The organism is Sphingomonas sp. P4_D12, from assembly GCF_056401895.1.
The window spans coordinates 24,025-40,116 of sequence record NZ_JBFUIL010000004.1 but is presented as its reverse complement, the minus strand read 5'-3'; the positions used below and the strand labels follow the sequence as shown (position 1 = coordinate 40,116).

Sequence of the window (16,092 nt, the reverse complement as noted above, 5' to 3'; positions counted from 1 at the left end):
CCATTTCCAGCATGTGATGGCTGTTCAGAACTTGAAGCGCGCACCGACCAGATAGCGGGCCGACCCTTCGGCCAGATACCAGGTGTTGCTCGGATCGCGACCATAGGTCCGGACACCTTCCTCGGTAAGGTTGATGCCTTCGAAGCTTACCGCGATGTTCTTGGTGATGTCATAGCTGAGGTTGAGGTCGAGCTGGCCATAAGGCGCGGTGTACACCGGGTTGTGATAAGAGTCGCGGTTGAGCTGGCTCAGGAACTTGGCGCGCCAGTTATAGGCCAGACGTGCCGAGATCCCGTATTTCTCATAGATCAAGGTAACGTTGGCGGTGTCCGACAGACCGACCAGCGCGAACTGGTCGACATTGGGATTGGCCGCCACGTCGATTCCGACATCGCCGCGCACCAGCGTGTAGCTGGCGGCAAGGCCGAAACCGGTCCGGCCGAAGAAATACTGGCCAGCGATCTCGACGCCGTAAATCTCCGCGTCCTTGTTGTTGATCGGCGTGTTGACCGAGAAGTTGAACAACGGGTCACTGGAGTTGGCGATAATGTCGACCGCGGCCAGCGTCGAGTCGACGAAGCCCTGATCGAGTGCACCATTGTGATAGTTCGCCTGGAACGCTGCATTCGCCGCCGCCACGTTGCCGTTATTCTGCTGCAGCAAAGCGGTATAGGTAAACAGGTTCACGTCGGTGATGCCGGCCTGTAACGCAGTCAGCTGGTCCTTGGCTATGCCCGAGCGCGTGCCCGCAGCAGCCGATGTGGGATCCCGCAAGCCGAACAGGTTGCGATTGACCAACGTGTTGCCGATGAAGTTGTGGACGCGCTTGTCGAAGAAGCCGACCGAGAAATAGCTGTCCTTGTTCGGATACCATTCAAGCGAGACGTCGAAATTATCCGAGTCGAGCGGATTGAGATCGGTATTGTTGGCAAAACCGGTCGCAGTGCCGCCGATCGCGGTCGGACGCGGCGGCGCGCCGACAGTGGTCGAGGCGAACAAGCTGCCATAGGGAGCGCGCGCGATCGTCTTCGAGTAAGAGAAGCGCCCCTTCAGCTTGTCGGTAAAGCCGATCGAGAAATCCATCGACGGCAGCAGATTGTTGTAGGAGCCCTTCGACGTCAGCGCCTGACGATCGGTCGAGTTGAGGATGTTGAAGTCGTTGTCCGCCTGCCAGACGATTGCGAGCGGAACGGGTTGCAGCGACTGGGCCGTGACCTTAGTGCTCTCGAACCGGGCACCGGCGACGAGCTGCGCCTGCATGTTGCCGATCGTGCCGTTCCAGGTGATCTGGCCATAAACCGACCAGATGCTCTCCTTGACACGGTTGAAGCTGTTGGTGTCGATATTGTTCTGGTGGTTCACGCCATCGTTCGTGATGCCGATATAATGCTGATACAGCGTATTATAGAGCTTGGTCGCGTCCTCGGTGCGCCACGCCACCAGCGTATTGGCGTCGGCGTTCGGATTGTTGTGGGTGAATTGGCAGGCGGTGCAGAACTGGAAGACCTGCCCGGGCGCCACGGCATTGATCTCGGGCGGCAGTGAGTTGCCCCAGTCGCCGAGAACCTGACGCGTATTATACTGCGTCTGCAGCGTGTTGGTGGTGCGATAGCCGCCGCCGAAGTCGAACTTGCTGCCACCGCCCAGATCCCAGGTGCCGTCGAGGCGCAGTTCCTTGATGCGCTGCGATTGGGTCGAGGCGAATTGGCGCTGAATCGCGCCGGACAGATCGCCTGCATCGAGCTTGTTATTGCAATTGCCCTTGATGAACGGCGTGCCGTTGGGGGTGACGCTCGGCGTGCAGTCGTTGAAGGTCAACGTCTGCTGCGGGAAGCCGCCCGGAGTGGTGGTGAGCGAGTGCGAGGTCACCACCGGCATATTGAACGCGACCGTGGTCGAGGTCTGGCCATTGGGGTTGTCCGGCAGGCTTTCGGCCTTGCCGAGATGCCCGTCGAGCACGAACTTCAACCGATCGGTCGCCTGCCAATCGATATTCAGACCGACATCCCACAAACGGTTCTTCTGTGCGCGATAGGCCTGCTCGAACGCCTCATCCTTCACGCCGTTGATGGTTTCGTGAAGGTAGGAGGTCGTGGCGATGCCGTTGGACGCGTCGTCGAACGTCACCTCGTCGAATGGCCGGTTGAACCAGTTGGACTGGGTCGAACGGCGCTCGGACGCCCGGAGCTGCGCATACATACCGTCAGCAGTGATGGTCAGCCCGTCGGTCGGCCGGAATTGCAGCATCGCCTGACCGTTCAGCCGCTCACGGCTGTCCTCGGAGAAATGGTAGCGGCTGTCATCAGGCACCGAAACCAGGACATTGGCATTGCCCGGCACGTTGTTGAGCTTGGTCGCGGCGTTAACGAAACCATTGGCCGGATTGAGGAAATCCGACAGAGTGCGAATATTCCAGTCGTTGCTCGCGACTGTGGGGACGCTGAAGTTGCGCTTCTGGTAGCTGCCGAACAGCGAGACGCCGACCTTCTGATCCTTGTCGCTCCAGCTGAGCAGGCCGGAAACTTCCGGCGTCACATGGCTGCCGCAGCTGATGCAGTCGTCGGCACTGGTATCGTAACTGGCCTTCGCGCCGATCGTGCCGGTGAACCCACTTTCCCGCGCATCGAGCGGGCGTCGGGTAACGACGTTGATCGCGGCACCGATGCCGCCCGACGGAATCGCGGCGCGGCCGGTCTTGTAGACTTCGAGCGTCTTGACCCCTTCCGCGGCGAGGTTCGCGAAATCGAACGACCGGCCGAAGCCGCCCGCGCCATCGCCGTTCTGATCGCCGCCCACCGAGACGATATTCGACGTGGCGAGCTGGCGCCCGTTCAAGGTGACGAGGTTGTACTGTGCGCCGAACCCACGGACGGTGACGGTCGAGCCTTCGCCGTTGACGCGGTCGATCGACACGCCGGTGATGCGCTGGAGCGATTCGGCCAGGTTGGTGTTGGGGAATTTGCCGATATCCTCGGCCGAGATGGCGTCGACGATACCGTTGGAATTGCGCTTGATCGCGATCGAGCGTTCGAGCGAGGCGCGGACGCCGGTGACGACGATGTCACCGCTCGATGCGGCCTGATCGTCGGCCGGTGCCGGCGGCGCCGCGTCGGGCGCAGCCGTTTGCGGTTGAGCCTGAGCCGCAGCCACGCCCGGCGCTGCTAGCCCGACCGCAAGTGCCAGCGCAGACGCAGAAATTCTCAATGTCCTCATGCCCCGGATCCTCCCTACCTGGTCGGCATCTTCCCATGCCGACACGATTTTGATGTTAAGCGATGTGGTCTCGCCTCGACTGTCTTCGTATCGCGTCCGACATCGATGTCAATATCGGACAAAGCCCATTTCGGATCGTTCGGTTTAGCGTTGCGCCAGGGCAACACTGGCCGATTGCAGCGGGTGCGCGGCGTCGGTTGCCAAGGTCAGTTTGTAGCTGCCCGCGGCCTGCCGCCACCGGCCGGCTTGCCAGCGCGTCAGCGCGCGCGGATCGGCCGATATCGTCACGGTTCGCGTCTCGTGCGGCGCCAGCGCTTCCCGGCTCCATCCGGCGAGTCTCAACGGACTACCATCGGGCAAAGTCACGTAGAGCTGGGGCACGGCGACGGTCGCGCGGTCGCTTTGATTGGTGATCGCAACCGTCACGCCGGGCTTGGCTCCGCCGGTGAAGCGGGCCTTGGCATAACTCACCCTGGCATAATTGAGGCCATAGCCGAACGCGAATAGCGGCTGGCTGTTCTGCGCCGCATACCAGCGGTAACCGACATTGGCGCCTTCCTTATAATCGACATCGAACGATGCGACCGGCTCGGCGGTCCCCGAACCGGCGTTGCTCGCGGCGTCGTTCTTCAGGCTTTCCAAGCCGATAGGCCCGGAGCGCGGCAGCTGCGCAGACGTGCGCGGAAAGGTCATCGGCAAGCGCCCGGTCGCGTCGACATCGCCGAACAGGATGCGCGCGATCGCTTCGCCGCCGCGCTGGCCGGGATACCAGGCCTCGACCACTGCCGGCACGCGATCGATCCACGGCATCAGCACCGGGCCGCCGGTCTCGAGCACGACGACCGTCTTCGCCTGGGCCGCGGCGACCGCGTCGATCAGCGCATCCTGATTGTCGGGCAGCGCGATGTCGCGATTATCCTCGGCCTCGGTCGACCATTGCGTGGCGAAGACGATCGCGATGTCGGCGTCGCGCGCCGCCGCTGCCGCGGCCGCCGGATCCTTGCCGTCGACATAGGAAATCCGCGCGCCCGGCGCGAGCGCCTGGATCGCCTTGAGCGGCGAGGAATTGTGATAGGTCACGCGCACGAACGACATCGCCGCGCCCGATGTCAGCGGAATCTCGATCGGCACGCCGCCGACCGAACGCACCTGGCTCGACCCGCCGCCCGACAGCACGCCGACATCGGCATGGCCGCCGATCAGCACGATCTTCTGCGCGCGCTTGGCCAGCGGCAGGACATTGCCCCGGTTCTTGAGCAGGACCATCGATGCTTCGGCCACGCGCTGCGCCACATCCGCATGTGCCGCATAATCAATAGGTTGCACCGCCGCCGGCGATGGATCGTCATAAAGGCCACTGGCGATCACCCCGGTCAGGATGCGACGCACCATCTCGTCCAGCCGCGCCACTGGGATCGTGCCGTTCGCGACCGCGGCGGCGAACGGCGCGCCGAAATAGATTTCCTTGTCGAGTTCCTGGCCCGATTCCTGGTCGAGACCCGCCATCGCCGCCTTGACCGTCGAATGGACTCCGCCCCAGTCGGACATCACCCAGCCGGGATATTTCCAGTCGTCGCGCAATACCTTGGTCAGCAAGAAGCGGTTCTCGCACGCCCAGTCGCCATTGACCTTGTTATAGGCGCACATCACCGAGCCGGGCCGGCCGTCCTTCACCGCGATCTCGAACGCGAGCAGGTCGCTCTCGCGCAACGCCGCTTCGTCGATCCGCGCGTTGAGGATGGTGCGCCCGGTCTCCTGCGCGTTGAGCGCGAAATGCTTGACGGTCGAGACGATATGGTTCGATTCGACGCCGCGTATCGCAGCGGCGACGAGCGTGCCGGCGAGCAGCGGGTCTTCCCCAAGATACTCGAAATTGCGCCCGTTCCAGCCGTCGCGCGTCAAATTGACCCCGCCGGCGAGCAGGACGTTGAAGGTCTTGGCGCGCGCTTCCGCCCCGGCCATCGCGCCGCCGGCATAAGCCAGCTTGGGATCGAAGGTGGCCGCGGTGGCGAGGCCCGAGGGCAGTGCCGTCGCGACGTCGTCGGTGCGCAGGTTCATCTGGTTGGCGACGCCCAGGCTGGCATCGCTCTCTCGCAAGGTCGGGATGCCGAGCCGCGGCACGCCGGGCACATAGCCGGCCGAGGGAACCATGTCGGCGGGGCGGGGATCGATCTTGTTGGGGAACAGTCCGTGGATATAGGTCAGCTTCTCCTGAAGCGTCATCGCCTTGACCAACGCCGCGGCGCGCGCCGCGGCCGACAAGCTCTTGTTGCGCCAGGGTTCTCCGATGCGATTCGTTGCACCCGCGCTGGGCTTCTGCCCGGCATCGCGCGCAGCGAGCGCGGCCGGCAGACTGACGCAACCGATGCAGATCAAGGCGCCAAACAGACGAGACTTCATCGCGGATTCCTCAATCCATGTGGCAAAAAAAGCGGCCGCCGCMGCTTGCGGCGGCCGCTAGCCCGCCGGCGCGAGGCACGGCGGGGGAGGATTCGAGAATCGGAAAAATAGGGGAGGCAAAAGCGTCGGACGGCAGGGCTCGCGCGGCGATCATCATCCCTCTCCCCTCTTTCGGTTTTTCCGAAATGCTTGACGTAGATCGCCAAGACCGACATCGATGTCAACGAGTTTCGGCGAGCGACGCCTGCAGAACGATAAGGGGTGGAGATGATTCGTAGGGGAGCGCCGTTGGCCGGCTTTGCCATGGCCGCTTTGGCAGTTGGGGCGCCGGCGTCGGGACAGACGGCATCCTCCGTGCGCGCCGACGCCCCCTCCGCTGCCGCCTCCAGCGTCGCGAACCCGGCGACCTGGCCCGCGATCAAATCGCCGGTGCGCGAAGATCCGGTCATCGAAGACAAGATCACCCAGTTGATCGCGCGCATGTCGCTCGAGCAGAAGGTCGGCCAGATCGTGCAGGGCGACATCGCCTCGATCAAACCCGACGATGTCCGCAAATATCATCTCGGATCGGTGTTCAACGGCGGCAACTCGGACCCGGGCGGCAAATACAATGCGCCCGCCAAGGACTGGCTCGCGCTCGCCGATGCCTTTTGGGACGCGTCGACCGGCGACGATCCCAAATTGCCACGCATCCCGGCGATCTGGGGGATCGACGCGGTGCACGGTCATTCGAACATCGTCGGCGCGACGCTGTTCCCGCACAATGTCGGGCTCGGCGCGATGCGCGATCCTGCGCTGATGCGGCGGATCGGTGAAGTGACCGCGATCGAGATGCGCGTGACCGGCATCGATTGGACCTTTGCGCCGACCATCGCCGTGGTCCGCGACGACCGCTGGGGCCGCAGCTATGAAGGGTTCGGCGAAGTCCCCGAGATCGCCGCCAGCTATGCCGGCCCGCTGGTCAAAGGGCTGCAGGGCAAGATCGGCTCCACGGACTGGCTGAAGGGCCCGCACGTCATCGCCACCGCCAAACATTTCCTCGGCGACGGCGGTACCAAAGACGGCAAGGACCAGGGCGACGCTCAGGTGTCGGAAGCGCAGCTCCGCGACCTGTTCGCGCCGCCCTATGAGGCCGCGATCAAGGCCGGCGTGCAGTCGATCATGATCAGCTTTTCGAGCTGGAACGGCCGCAAGATGACCGGCAACCACAGCCTGTTGACCGGCGTCGTCAAGGATCGCTGGAATTTCGACGGTTTCCTGGTCAGCGATTGGAACGCCCATGCCCAGGTCGAAGGATGCACCGCGTCCGACTGCCCGCAGGCGATGCTGGCCGGGCTCGACCTCTACATGGCGCCGGACAGCTGGAAAGGCATCTGGGAATCGACCCTGCGCGAGGTGAAAGCGGGAACGATCCCGATGAGCCGGCTGGACGACGCCGTTCGCCGCATCCTGCGGGTCAAGTTCCGCGCCGGCATCTTCGAGGCGAAACGGCCGTCCGAACGCCCTTATGCCGGCCAATATGACCAGCTCGGCTCGCCCGATCACCGCGCGGTCGCGCGTCAGGCCGTGCGCGAATCTTTGGTGCTGCTGAAGAATGCGGGCTCGCTGCTGCCGCTGAAGGCCGGCGCCACTATTCTCGTCGCCGGAGACGGTGCTGATAATGTCGCGAAGCAGGCCGGCGGCTGGACATTGTCATGGCAGGGGACGGGCACCCTCCCCAGCGATTTCCCCAAGGCCACCTCGATCTGGCGCGGCATCGAGAATGAGGTCAAGGCCGCCGGCGGCAAGGTCAGCCTGTCGGTCGACGGGCAGTTCGCGACCAAGCCGGATGCCGCGATCGTCGTTTTCGGCGAAAATCCCTATGCCGAATTCCAGGGCGACCGCAGCGACGTGGCGTTCGACGACCCCGCCACGATCGACAATCTGGCGACGATGAAGCGGTTGAAGGCGGCGGGCGTGCCGGTGGTCGCGGTGTTCCTGTCGGGGCGCCCGCTCTGGGTGAACCCGTATCTCAACGCATCCGACGCGTTCGTCGCCGCTTGGCTGCCGGGATCGGAAGGAGAAGGCGTCGCCGACCTGCTGTTCGGCAAGGCCGATTTCCGGGGAAAGCTGCCCTATAGCTGGCCCAAGCGCCCCGATCAGGCGCCGCTCAATGTCGGCGATCCCGGATACGATCCGCTCTTCGCTTATGGCTTCGGCCTCAGCACGCGCGACAAAGGCGATCTCGCCCCGCTGCCGGAAGGTCGCGGCACGCTGAAGGGCGACCGCAACATCCTGTTCGCGCGCGGCAAGCCGACCAATGGCCGACACTTCCTGTTCGGTGCCGGCAGCGCGCTCACGGCCGATCCGGATCCGGCGCTGATATCGGCGCGATCGGCCGATCGTGGCGCGCAGGAAGATTCGATCAGGATCGCCTGGACCGGCAAAGCGAGCGCGACGGCGGCTTTGGTCGGTGAGCCGGTCGATTTGACGCGCGAGGCCAATGGCGACGTCGCATTGGTCATCGACCTCAAGGTCGACGAGGCACCGACCGCCCCGGTCCTGCTGGGCGGCAGGGACGTGACCACGCGGCTGACGGCGCTGGCGACCGGCAAGCAATGGGGCCAGATGGCCGTGCCGCTGCGCTGCCTTGTCGGCACACCGCTCGACCGCGTTACTCAGCCGCTCACGCTGACCACGGCAGGCCGGCTCGACCTGACCATCTCCGCCATCCGCTTCGCCTCACCGCCGGAAGGGGTGGTCGATTGCCGCTGAGCGTCACCATTGCGGGTAACGTGAGACGGGCGGAATCGCCCTCATGACGTCACCACCTTGCTTCCACGCCAATTGGTATTATCGCACCGCCTCACCAACGGATCAGTTGGCGGATATTTGCATGGCATGAAGACGGTCACCATCAAGGACGTCGCGGAACGCGCGGGCGTGTCGCCCAAGACGGTGTCGCGCGTCATCAACGATGAAGTCCATGTCCGCCCCGAAGTGCGCGAACAGGTCATGCGAGTGGTGGCGGAACTCGATTATCGGCCCAATGCGTTCGCGCGCGGCCTGTCGAGCGCCAAGTCTTTCCTGATCGGGATGTTCTTCGACGATCCCGCCTCGGTCTATGCCGCCGACCTGCAGCGCGGCGCGCTCATCCGCTGCCGTGCGCTCAGTCATCACTTGCTGATCGAACAGGTCGACCGCGTCCAGCCCGATTGGATGGCGCGGCTCGATGCTACCTTGCGGACAGTAAAGCTGGCCGGCGCGGTGCTCACCCCGCCGATCTGTGACTGGCCGGACCTGATCGACATGCTCGAGGCGAACGAAGTGCCGATCGTCCGGATCGCGCCCGGCGACGCACTCGACCGCACGCCGCAAGTCCGGATGGACGACCGCGCCGCGGCGCGCGAGGTGACCGAGAAGTTGATCGCGCTCGGCCATCGCGACATCGGCTTCATCAAGGGCAATCCCACCCACAGCGCGACCGTGCGACGGTGGGAAGGGTTTTGCGACGCCATTGCCGCCGCCGGCATATCGATCCCGCCGAAACGCGTGCTGCAGGGCGACTTCACCTTTCGCAGCGGACTGATCGCGGCGGAGGCGATCCTGGGCGAGGGCGAACGGCCGACCGCGATCTTCGCCAGCAATGACGAGATGGCGCTGGCCGCTTTGGTCGTCGCCATGCGCCATCAGATCGCGGTCCCCACTGCCTTGTCGATCGTCGGGTTCGACGATGCGCCGGTGTCGCGTATGGCCTGGCCACAGCTCAGCACCGTGCGCCAGCCTAATCCGGAAATGGCGGCGGCGGCGATCGACCTGCTGATCGGGCCGGGACAGCAGACCCGCGACGGGAGCGTCTGTGTCGAACTGCCCTATGAGTTCATCGAACGCGGGAGCCTCGCGGCGATTCCGCGGCATTAGGTTTCTGCGCGGCTGACAGGCGCGCGCTTTCCTGCAGCAATACCGTCACCAGCCGCATCCGCACGCTGGAGCGCGACCACACGATACCGATACGCCGCCCAATCCGCCGCTCCGGTAGCTGCAGGCGAACGATGTCGATCCCCTCGGGCCAGGGTGGGGTCCAATCGGGAACGATCGACACGCCCAGTCCGCGATCGACCATCATCGCGATCGCATTCAAGGCATTGAGCTCGAACCGCTCGCGCGGGACGATGCCGAGTTCGTTCAGATAGACCTCCGCCGATCGACCGCCCCATTGATTGCGGTCGTAGCGGATCAGCGGTTCCTCGCGCAGCAGGTCGAGCGGATCGCGGTCGGCCAGCGCGCGCGGCGCCAGCACGATCAACGGCTCCTCGCGCAACAACAGCCAGTCGCAGGTCTTGGGCAGCGGATAGGGCGCCTCGAGTACCAGAGCCGCGTCGAGCTTGCCCGCTTCGACATCGACGAAGAGCTGTGCCGAATTGCCCGACTGGATGTGGATGTTGACCTGGGGAAAGGTCTTGCTCACCGCCGCCAGGATGTCGGGCAGCAGGCCGGTCAGCGGCGTAGTGCAGGCGCCGAGCCACAATTCGCCGGTCACTTCGCCTTCCTGCGCGATGCCACGCAGATCGGTTGCGTCGCGCAGCAGCTTGCGCGCGGGCGCCAGGACGCGCGCGCCCTGTTCGGTCATCCGCATCGTTCGGCCGACGCGGAGCAGCAAGGGCGCGCCCATCTCTCGTTCGAGCGCGTGGAGTTGCTGGGCGACCGCCGACGCGCTGATGTTGAGCACGCGCGCCGCGGCGGCCATCGATCCCTGATCGACGACCGTGACGAACGTCCTCAGGAAGCCGGTGTCGATAGTGGGGACTCCTCCGATGGCGCCTTGCCGCGACGCGGCGTGAAGATCGTCAGGCCCTCGAGCGAATGGCTGGGCGGCGGGAACAAGAAGCTGGCGACATAGCCGATCGCGATCGACGAGGCGATTGCCAGCGCGAGATAGAGATAGGGGTGGACGAGGCCGAAAATCCACACGACGAGGGTGATGATCGACGCCAGCACGATGCCGATCGCGACGCCTTGCCAATTGGCGCGCCGGGTGAACAGGCCGAGCGTATAGGCGCCCGCACAGCTACCGCCGAACAGGCCGAACAATTCGATGGTCAGATCGAGCAGCGAGTGGATGTCGAGCCGTGAGAGGATGATCGCGATGGCGATCCCGACCAGGCCGACGCCGACGCTGGTGATCTCGGCGAAGCGGACGATCTGGCGCTGGCTGCGCCCGGGGATCAGCCGATCGTAGAAATCGACCGACAGCAAGGTCGCGACGCTGTTGATGATGCCCGACAGCGTCCCCATCGCCGCCGCGATCAGGCCGGCGATGATCAGCCCGACCACACCATGCGGCAGCTCGGTGCCGATGAACGAGGGGAACACCGTGTCGATCGGCAGCAGCGGATTGAGCTGCCCCGGATGCACCCGGTAATAAGCGAACAGCACCGTGCCGATCATGTAGAACATGAATGCACTGGGCAGCAGCACCGCCGCGAACAGCCAGACCGAGCGTCCCGCGGCCTTTTCCGATGGGGTCGCCAGCACGCGCTGCATCAGCACCTGATCCTTGGGGAAGGTCAGCACGACGTCGAACAGGACAAGGATGGTGAACGCCCAGACCGTCGGCTGGGTGACGTCGAAGCTAAAGTTCAGCATCCTGGTCTTGTCGAACGCCGCCGCGGTGTCGACGATCGTCCCGAAGCCGATCTGCCAGACGATGAAGCCGATCGCGAACAGCGCGCCGCAGGTCAGCACCAGCACCTGGAACACATCGGTCCACACCACTGCGCGCATCCCGCCGAGCGCGGTATAGACGATGGTGAACAGACCGACGACGACGATGCACGCGACGATGTTGGTGTCGGTGATCGTGCCGATCGCCATCGCCGGCAGAAACAGCACGATCCCCATCCGGCCGCCGATCTGCATCATGATCCACAGCGCGCTCGACAGCATGCGGATCGCGGGGTGAAAGCGCTGTTCGAGATAGTTGAACACCGACACCAGGTTCAGGCGGCGGAAGATCGGCACGACGAAGACGGCGACGAACATCAGTCCGAACACCGTCGTCATCTTCGACATGATATATTCCCAGTCGGTCTCGAACGCCTTGGCCGGGACCGCGAGATAGCTGATCGAGCTGATCGAACCGGCGAACATGCTGATCCCGGCGGCCCAGAACGGAATGGTGCGTGAGCCGAGGAAGAACTCGCTCGATGAACCCTGCTTGGCGCGCCGGTAGAAGGTCAGCCCGATGCCGAGCATGCCGAACAGATAGACGCCGATGATCGCCATATCGATCGGCGCGATCGACTGGCGCGCAGACTTGAGCGTCAGCGCCGAGAAAGCGAGGCCCTTGCCGTCGCGCCAAGCCGACAGAATGCCGTCGCCCTGGCTGACGGCAGCGACTGGCGGGTGCGACAGCACCGACCCCAGAGGTGACCAGGCGTCGGTGATCGCGCTGTAGCTGTAGAGGCCCGCGCCGTTCGCGCCGCCGATCAGATAGAGCAGATAGGCCTGACCGATCGCGCGCGCCGAGCCGGGAACGATCGCGCCGGGCGCCGGCGCGCCCGCGCTCCAGCCCTTGAGCCGTATCCAGCGCCATTGCTGGCCGCTCGCGAGGGTGACGAAGATGCCGCCATTCTGTGCCGCGAGCGCGGCGGGCACGCCGCCGCCCGGCCAGGCGTCGAGAGGCTTCCAGGCGTCCGCCGTGGTCCAGTCGAGGCGAAGAAGATGCGCCGCGCCGCGGGCATCCGTTCCGGCCACCAATACGGCGTCGGGTTCGAAAGCGGCAGTGGCGGACGTGAGCGACATCGGCAATGGCGGCAGGATGCGCAGCCTGAGGTCACCGCCCGAAAAATGGAGCCCGGCGACCAGCTGAGCCCCTCCGTCATCGCCGCGTCCGATGAGCAACGTACGGCGGCCGTCGCTTATGACTGTCAGCAGACGCCCAAAGTCTATGTGCCCCGCATATACCGCCGACCAACCTCGCGGCCCCAGCACGAATGCGCGCTTGCCGCCCATATCGATCGCTACCGGACGACCATCGATCGCCGCGAGCAGGACCGGTCCAGAACTCGGCAGCGTCGGCAACCGTGTCGCGACCGTCGACATCGGCGGCTCGGCAAAAGCCGGTCCTGCGACTCCGATCAGCAGGCAGGCGGCCAGCAACAGCTTGAGCAGCGCGCGCATCAGGCGTCGCCCGCACGGCGAAGCGTTTCGCGTGCCGCGGCGACCGCGGGGGCATCGGCCATCGCGCCGTCGAACAGGAATGCGCCATGGCCGCGCGCGCGGGCCTCCGCCGCCGCCGCCAACAGGCGCCGAGCGCGCGCCACGTCGCCGCCTTGGTCGAACACCTCATTGGCGATCGCCACCTGGCGCGGATGGATACAGCTTTTGCCGGGATAGCCGAGGCTGCGCGCGAGCTCGGCCTCGGCGCGGAACCCCTCGTCATCGGCAAGATCGGGCCACGCCCCGTCAAAGGCGAGCCGCCCGTGCTCACCTGCCGCGAGCCGGATCGACCACAACGCGGCATGGACGTGGCGAAGGTCGTGCCGGTCCACGCCGAGCGACGCGAAAAGATCGTTGAGCCCGACCTGCAGCCCGATCACCCGCGGATGCGCGCCGGCGATTCCGGCGGCTTGGGAAATCCCGCGCGGGGTCTCGATATTGACCAGCAAACCGGCGGCGATGCCGGCCGATTCCATTTGCACGGCGACCATCCGCACCGCGGCCGGCGAGCCCGCCTTGGGGAGGTTGACGCAGTCGACGCGGAGGCCGGCCAGCGCGGCCAGGTCGTCCGCGAAAAACGGGCTTTCGAGCGCGTTGATCCGGACGATCATCCGCTTGGCCGATGAGAGGACAGCGTCCGACCGCAACCATTCGGCCAGCCGCGAGCGTGCCGCCGCCTTGTCGCCATCGGGCACGGCATCTTCGAGATCGAACGACAGCGCGTCGGCATCGCTCGCCAAGGCCTTGGCGAAGAATTCGGGTCGCGAGCACGGCACGAACAACTTGCTGCGCATCGCAGCTCCCTCCCATGTCGCCGCACCTTGCGCGATGCGGTCGATCGGTCTGTAGCGCGGGAAAAGCGCATAGTTGCTGCGTTCACAGCACAGGAAAACTGTCGTCTCACCGAGCCGAACCGTAGCCAGGCTTGGGTCGGAGAACCACAGAAAATCTTGGGTGTGAACGCAGCAGTCTGCCGCTTTTGCGTGCCTCGGCCTCGCTTTAGGCTGCTGAAAAAATACGCCGGGGAGGATTTCCAATGAACAATCATGCGCGTCTGACGCTTGCCGCCGCTCTGCTGTCGAGCGTCGCTTTGCCGGCCTTTGCCCAGGCCGGTCCCGATCCCGCCGCCGCGACCGAACCGCAGACCGCGAGTGCGGCTGCGCCCCTCGACGGCCAGACCAGCTCCAGCAACCAGCAGGACAGCGCGGAGGACCGCGGCGAGATCGTCGTCACCGGCAGCCGCTCGCCCAAGGCGGTCGACAAGATCGCCGGTGCGGTCACCGTCATCACCTCGGCCGAAGTGAAACGGTCGCTGACGATCACCGAGGACGCCACCGCCATCCTGGCCCGCTCGGTGCCCGGCTATTCCGAATCGAACCAGACGATGAACACGCTGGGCGAGACGATGCGCGGCCGCACCGCGCTCTACATGTTCGACGGCATTCCGCAGTCGACGCCGCTGCGCGACGGCAGCCGCAACGCGACCTTCACCGACATGGCGACGATCGAGCGGATCGAAGTGATCGGCGGCGCCTCGGCGGCCGAAGGGATCGGCGCCGCCGGCGGCATCATCAACTATATCTCCAAGCGCGCGACCGAACCCGGCACGCATTTCGGCGTCTCCGGCCGCTTCGGCACCCAGTTCGACGACGACAGCTCGGTGTGGAAGGTCGGCGCGACGATCGCGCACAAATCCGACGCCATCGATATCTTCGCCGCCGCTTCCTATCTCAGCCGCGGCATCACCTATGACGCCAAAGGCCGCCGTATTGGCCTCAGCGCGTCGAGCTCGCTGGCCGATTCGAAGCAGATCGATTTCTTCCTCAAGGTCGGCAAGGATTTCGGCGCCAACGATTCGCAGCGGCTCGAGGCCGAGGCGAGCTATTTCAAGCTCACCGCCAATGGCGATTATCATTATGTCGCCGGCGTCCGCCCCCCGGCGGGCAAGGACCAGACCACGGGCATTCCCGACACGGCCGAGCCGGGTCCGCCGGTCGATCCGCTCACCGGCCAATTGCTGTTCAAGCCCGACTTCAACCGCTTCCAGCAATATGCGGTCAATTACACCAACAAGGATCTGGTCGGCGGCAGCCTGGTCGCGACCGCTTATTATGCCAAGCAGGAGATGCGTTTCCCCGGCGACAACGCGATCGACAAGCAGGATCCGAAGATCGATCCGACTGGCAAGCTTTACGATCAGTCCGAGATTCTCTCGAAGAAATACGGCCTGCGCACCTCGTACACGCACCCCGATTTCCTGCTGAAGGGGCTCGAACTGCGGTTCGGCGTCGACCTGGTCCACGACCAGACCCAGCAATATCTCGCGGTGACCAACCGCGTCTGGGTGCCGCCGATGAACTACACCAGCTTCGGCCCCTATGTTCAGCTCGAATATGAGATCGGCCCGATCACGCTGAGCGGCGGTATGCGCCATGAGGACGGCCGGGTGAAGGTCGACGACTATACCACCACCGCCTATCGCAACAGCGTGTTCGTGAAGGGCGGCACGCTCAAGTACAAGAACGATCTGTTCAACGCCGGCGCGATCGGCCGGCTGGGCAGCGGCTTCTCGGTCTATGCCACTTATGGCGAGGGCTTCACCTTGCCCAATTTCGGCATTCCGCTGCGCAACGTGAACGTCCCGGGCAAGTCGGTCGAAGGGTTGCTCGACCTCGAGGCGGTGATCTTCAAGAACAAGGAAGTGGGCTTCAACTGGCGCGGCAAGCAGGGCAGTTTCGGCCTGTCCTATTACCAGTCCAAGTCGGCCCTTGGCTCCAGCCTGTCGGTCGATCCGGTGACCAAGGATTATGTCCTCAACCGCAAGCCGATCAAGATCTACGGCATCGACGTCACCGCCGAGTTCCGGCCGACCTCGACCCTGCGGTTGAATGCCTTGTTCAGCCACGTCATCGGCAAGACCACCAAGGCCAATGGCATCACCTCGCCGCTTGACGTCCAATTGGGCATCATCAACATCGCCCCCGACAAGCTCAACGGCCAGATTTCGTGGCAATTCAACCCACAAGGATCGGTCTCGTTCGGCGCCAGTCACCTCTTCAGCCGCGATCTCAACACGATCAACGAGCATACCAAGGGCTATACTTTGTTCGACGCCACGGCCAATTATCGCGTCGATCAGGTCGGCACCTTCTCGCTCGGCGTCGAGAATCTGTTCAACAAATTCTATTTCCTGAGCTCGTCGCAGATCGATATCTATCAGAATTATTTCGCGGGCCGCGGACGGACGGTGTCGTTGACGTTCAGCCGCAATTTCTGAGG

Annotated in this window: 8 protein-coding genes; 3 read left to right on the top strand and 5 right to left on the bottom strand. The window is 64.5% G+C overall.

Annotated elements, in window-relative coordinates; genetic code table 11:
* Positions 1-24: 24 nt before the first annotated feature.
* Together AC1DSD_RS08510 and AC1DSD_RS08505 are read right to left on the bottom strand one after the other, a co-directional pair.
* Entirely contained in the window at positions 25-3,213 is a 3,189-nt protein-coding gene (locus AC1DSD_RS08510; RefSeq protein WP_478029576.1) for a TonB-dependent receptor, read from the bottom strand.
* A 144-nt stretch (positions 3,214-3,357) separates the two neighbouring features.
* Entirely contained in the window at positions 3,358-5,613 is a 2,256-nt protein-coding gene (locus AC1DSD_RS08505) for a beta-glucosidase (RefSeq protein WP_478029575.1), read from the bottom strand.
* Between the two features lie 267 nt (positions 5,614-5,880).
* Here AC1DSD_RS08505 and AC1DSD_RS08500 point away from each other — a divergent pair, with 267 nt between their 5' ends.
* Together AC1DSD_RS08500 and AC1DSD_RS08495 are read left to right on the top strand one after the other, a co-directional pair.
* Positions 5,881-8,367, top strand: a complete 2,487-nt coding sequence (locus AC1DSD_RS08500) for a glycoside hydrolase family 3 protein (RefSeq protein ID WP_478029574.1) — start codon at positions 5,881-5,883, stop codon at positions 8,365-8,367.
* Between the two features lie 126 nt (positions 8,368-8,493).
* Positions 8,494-9,513, top strand: a complete 1,020-nt coding sequence (locus AC1DSD_RS08495) for a LacI family DNA-binding transcriptional regulator (protein WP_478029572.1) — start codon at positions 8,494-8,496, stop codon at positions 9,511-9,513.
* Here the strand turns inward: AC1DSD_RS08495 and AC1DSD_RS08490 are convergent.
* Genes AC1DSD_RS08490 through AC1DSD_RS08480 form a run of 3 tightly spaced genes read right to left on the bottom strand, consistent with a single transcriptional unit; the run spans position 9,473 to position 13,607 of the window.
* Entirely contained in the window at positions 9,473-10,339 is an 867-nt protein-coding gene (locus AC1DSD_RS08490; protein ID WP_478029571.1) for a LysR family transcriptional regulator, read from the bottom strand. The two genes, AC1DSD_RS08495 and AC1DSD_RS08490, sit on opposite strands and share 41 nt — an antisense overlap.
* Positions 10,340-10,371: 32 nt before the next feature.
* Positions 10,372-12,774: a sodium:solute symporter family transporter gene (locus tag AC1DSD_RS08485; RefSeq protein ID WP_478029570.1), complete on the bottom strand. Its 2,403-nt coding sequence runs from the start codon at positions 12,772-12,774 to the stop codon at positions 10,372-10,374.
* A complete protein-coding gene (locus tag AC1DSD_RS08480) occupies positions 12,774-13,607 on the bottom strand; it encodes an HpcH/HpaI aldolase/citrate lyase family protein (protein ID WP_478029569.1) in 834 nt (277 codons plus the stop codon). The genes AC1DSD_RS08485 and AC1DSD_RS08480 overlap by 1 nt, the downstream gene beginning before the upstream one ends.
* Before the next feature lie 242 nt (positions 13,608-13,849).
* Between AC1DSD_RS08480 and AC1DSD_RS08475 the strand changes: the two genes are divergently transcribed.
* On the top strand, positions 13,850-16,090 hold the full coding sequence (locus tag AC1DSD_RS08475; protein ID WP_478029568.1) for a TonB-dependent receptor: 2,241 nt from the start codon (positions 13,850-13,852) through the stop codon (positions 16,088-16,090).
* Positions 16,091-16,092: the final 2 nt, after the last annotated feature.

What these genes read in the sequence shown, in the direction of transcription:
- AC1DSD_RS08510 (WP_478029576.1), bottom strand. Translation starts at nt 3,213, where the DNA reads ATGAGGACATTGAGAATTTCTGCGTCTGCGCTGGCACTTGCGGTCGGG.
- AC1DSD_RS08500 (WP_478029574.1), top strand. Translation starts at nt 5,881, where the DNA reads ATGATTCGTAGGGGAGCGCCGTTGGCCGGCTTTGCCATGGCCGCTTTG.
- AC1DSD_RS08490 (WP_478029571.1), bottom strand. Translation starts at nt 10,339, where the DNA reads ATGGCCGCCGCGGCGCGCGTGCTCAACATCAGCGCGTCGGCGGTCGCC.
- AC1DSD_RS08480 (WP_478029569.1), bottom strand. Translation starts at nt 13,607, where the DNA reads ATGCGCAGCAAGTTGTTCGTGCCGTGCTCGCGACCCGAATTCTTCGCC.
- AC1DSD_RS08475 (WP_478029568.1), top strand. Translation starts at nt 13,850, where the DNA reads ATGAACAATCATGCGCGTCTGACGCTTGCCGCCGCTCTGCTGTCGAGC.
- AC1DSD_RS08505 (WP_478029575.1), bottom strand. Translation starts at nt 5,613, where the DNA reads ATGAAGTCTCGTCTGTTTGGCGCCTTGATCTGCATCGGTTGCGTCAGT.
- AC1DSD_RS08485 (WP_478029570.1), bottom strand. Translation starts at nt 12,774, where the DNA reads ATGCGCGCGCTGCTCAAGCTGTTGCTGGCCGCCTGCCTGCTGATCGGA.
- AC1DSD_RS08495 (WP_478029572.1), top strand. Translation starts at nt 8,494, where the DNA reads ATGAAGACGGTCACCATCAAGGACGTCGCGGAACGCGCGGGCGTGTCG.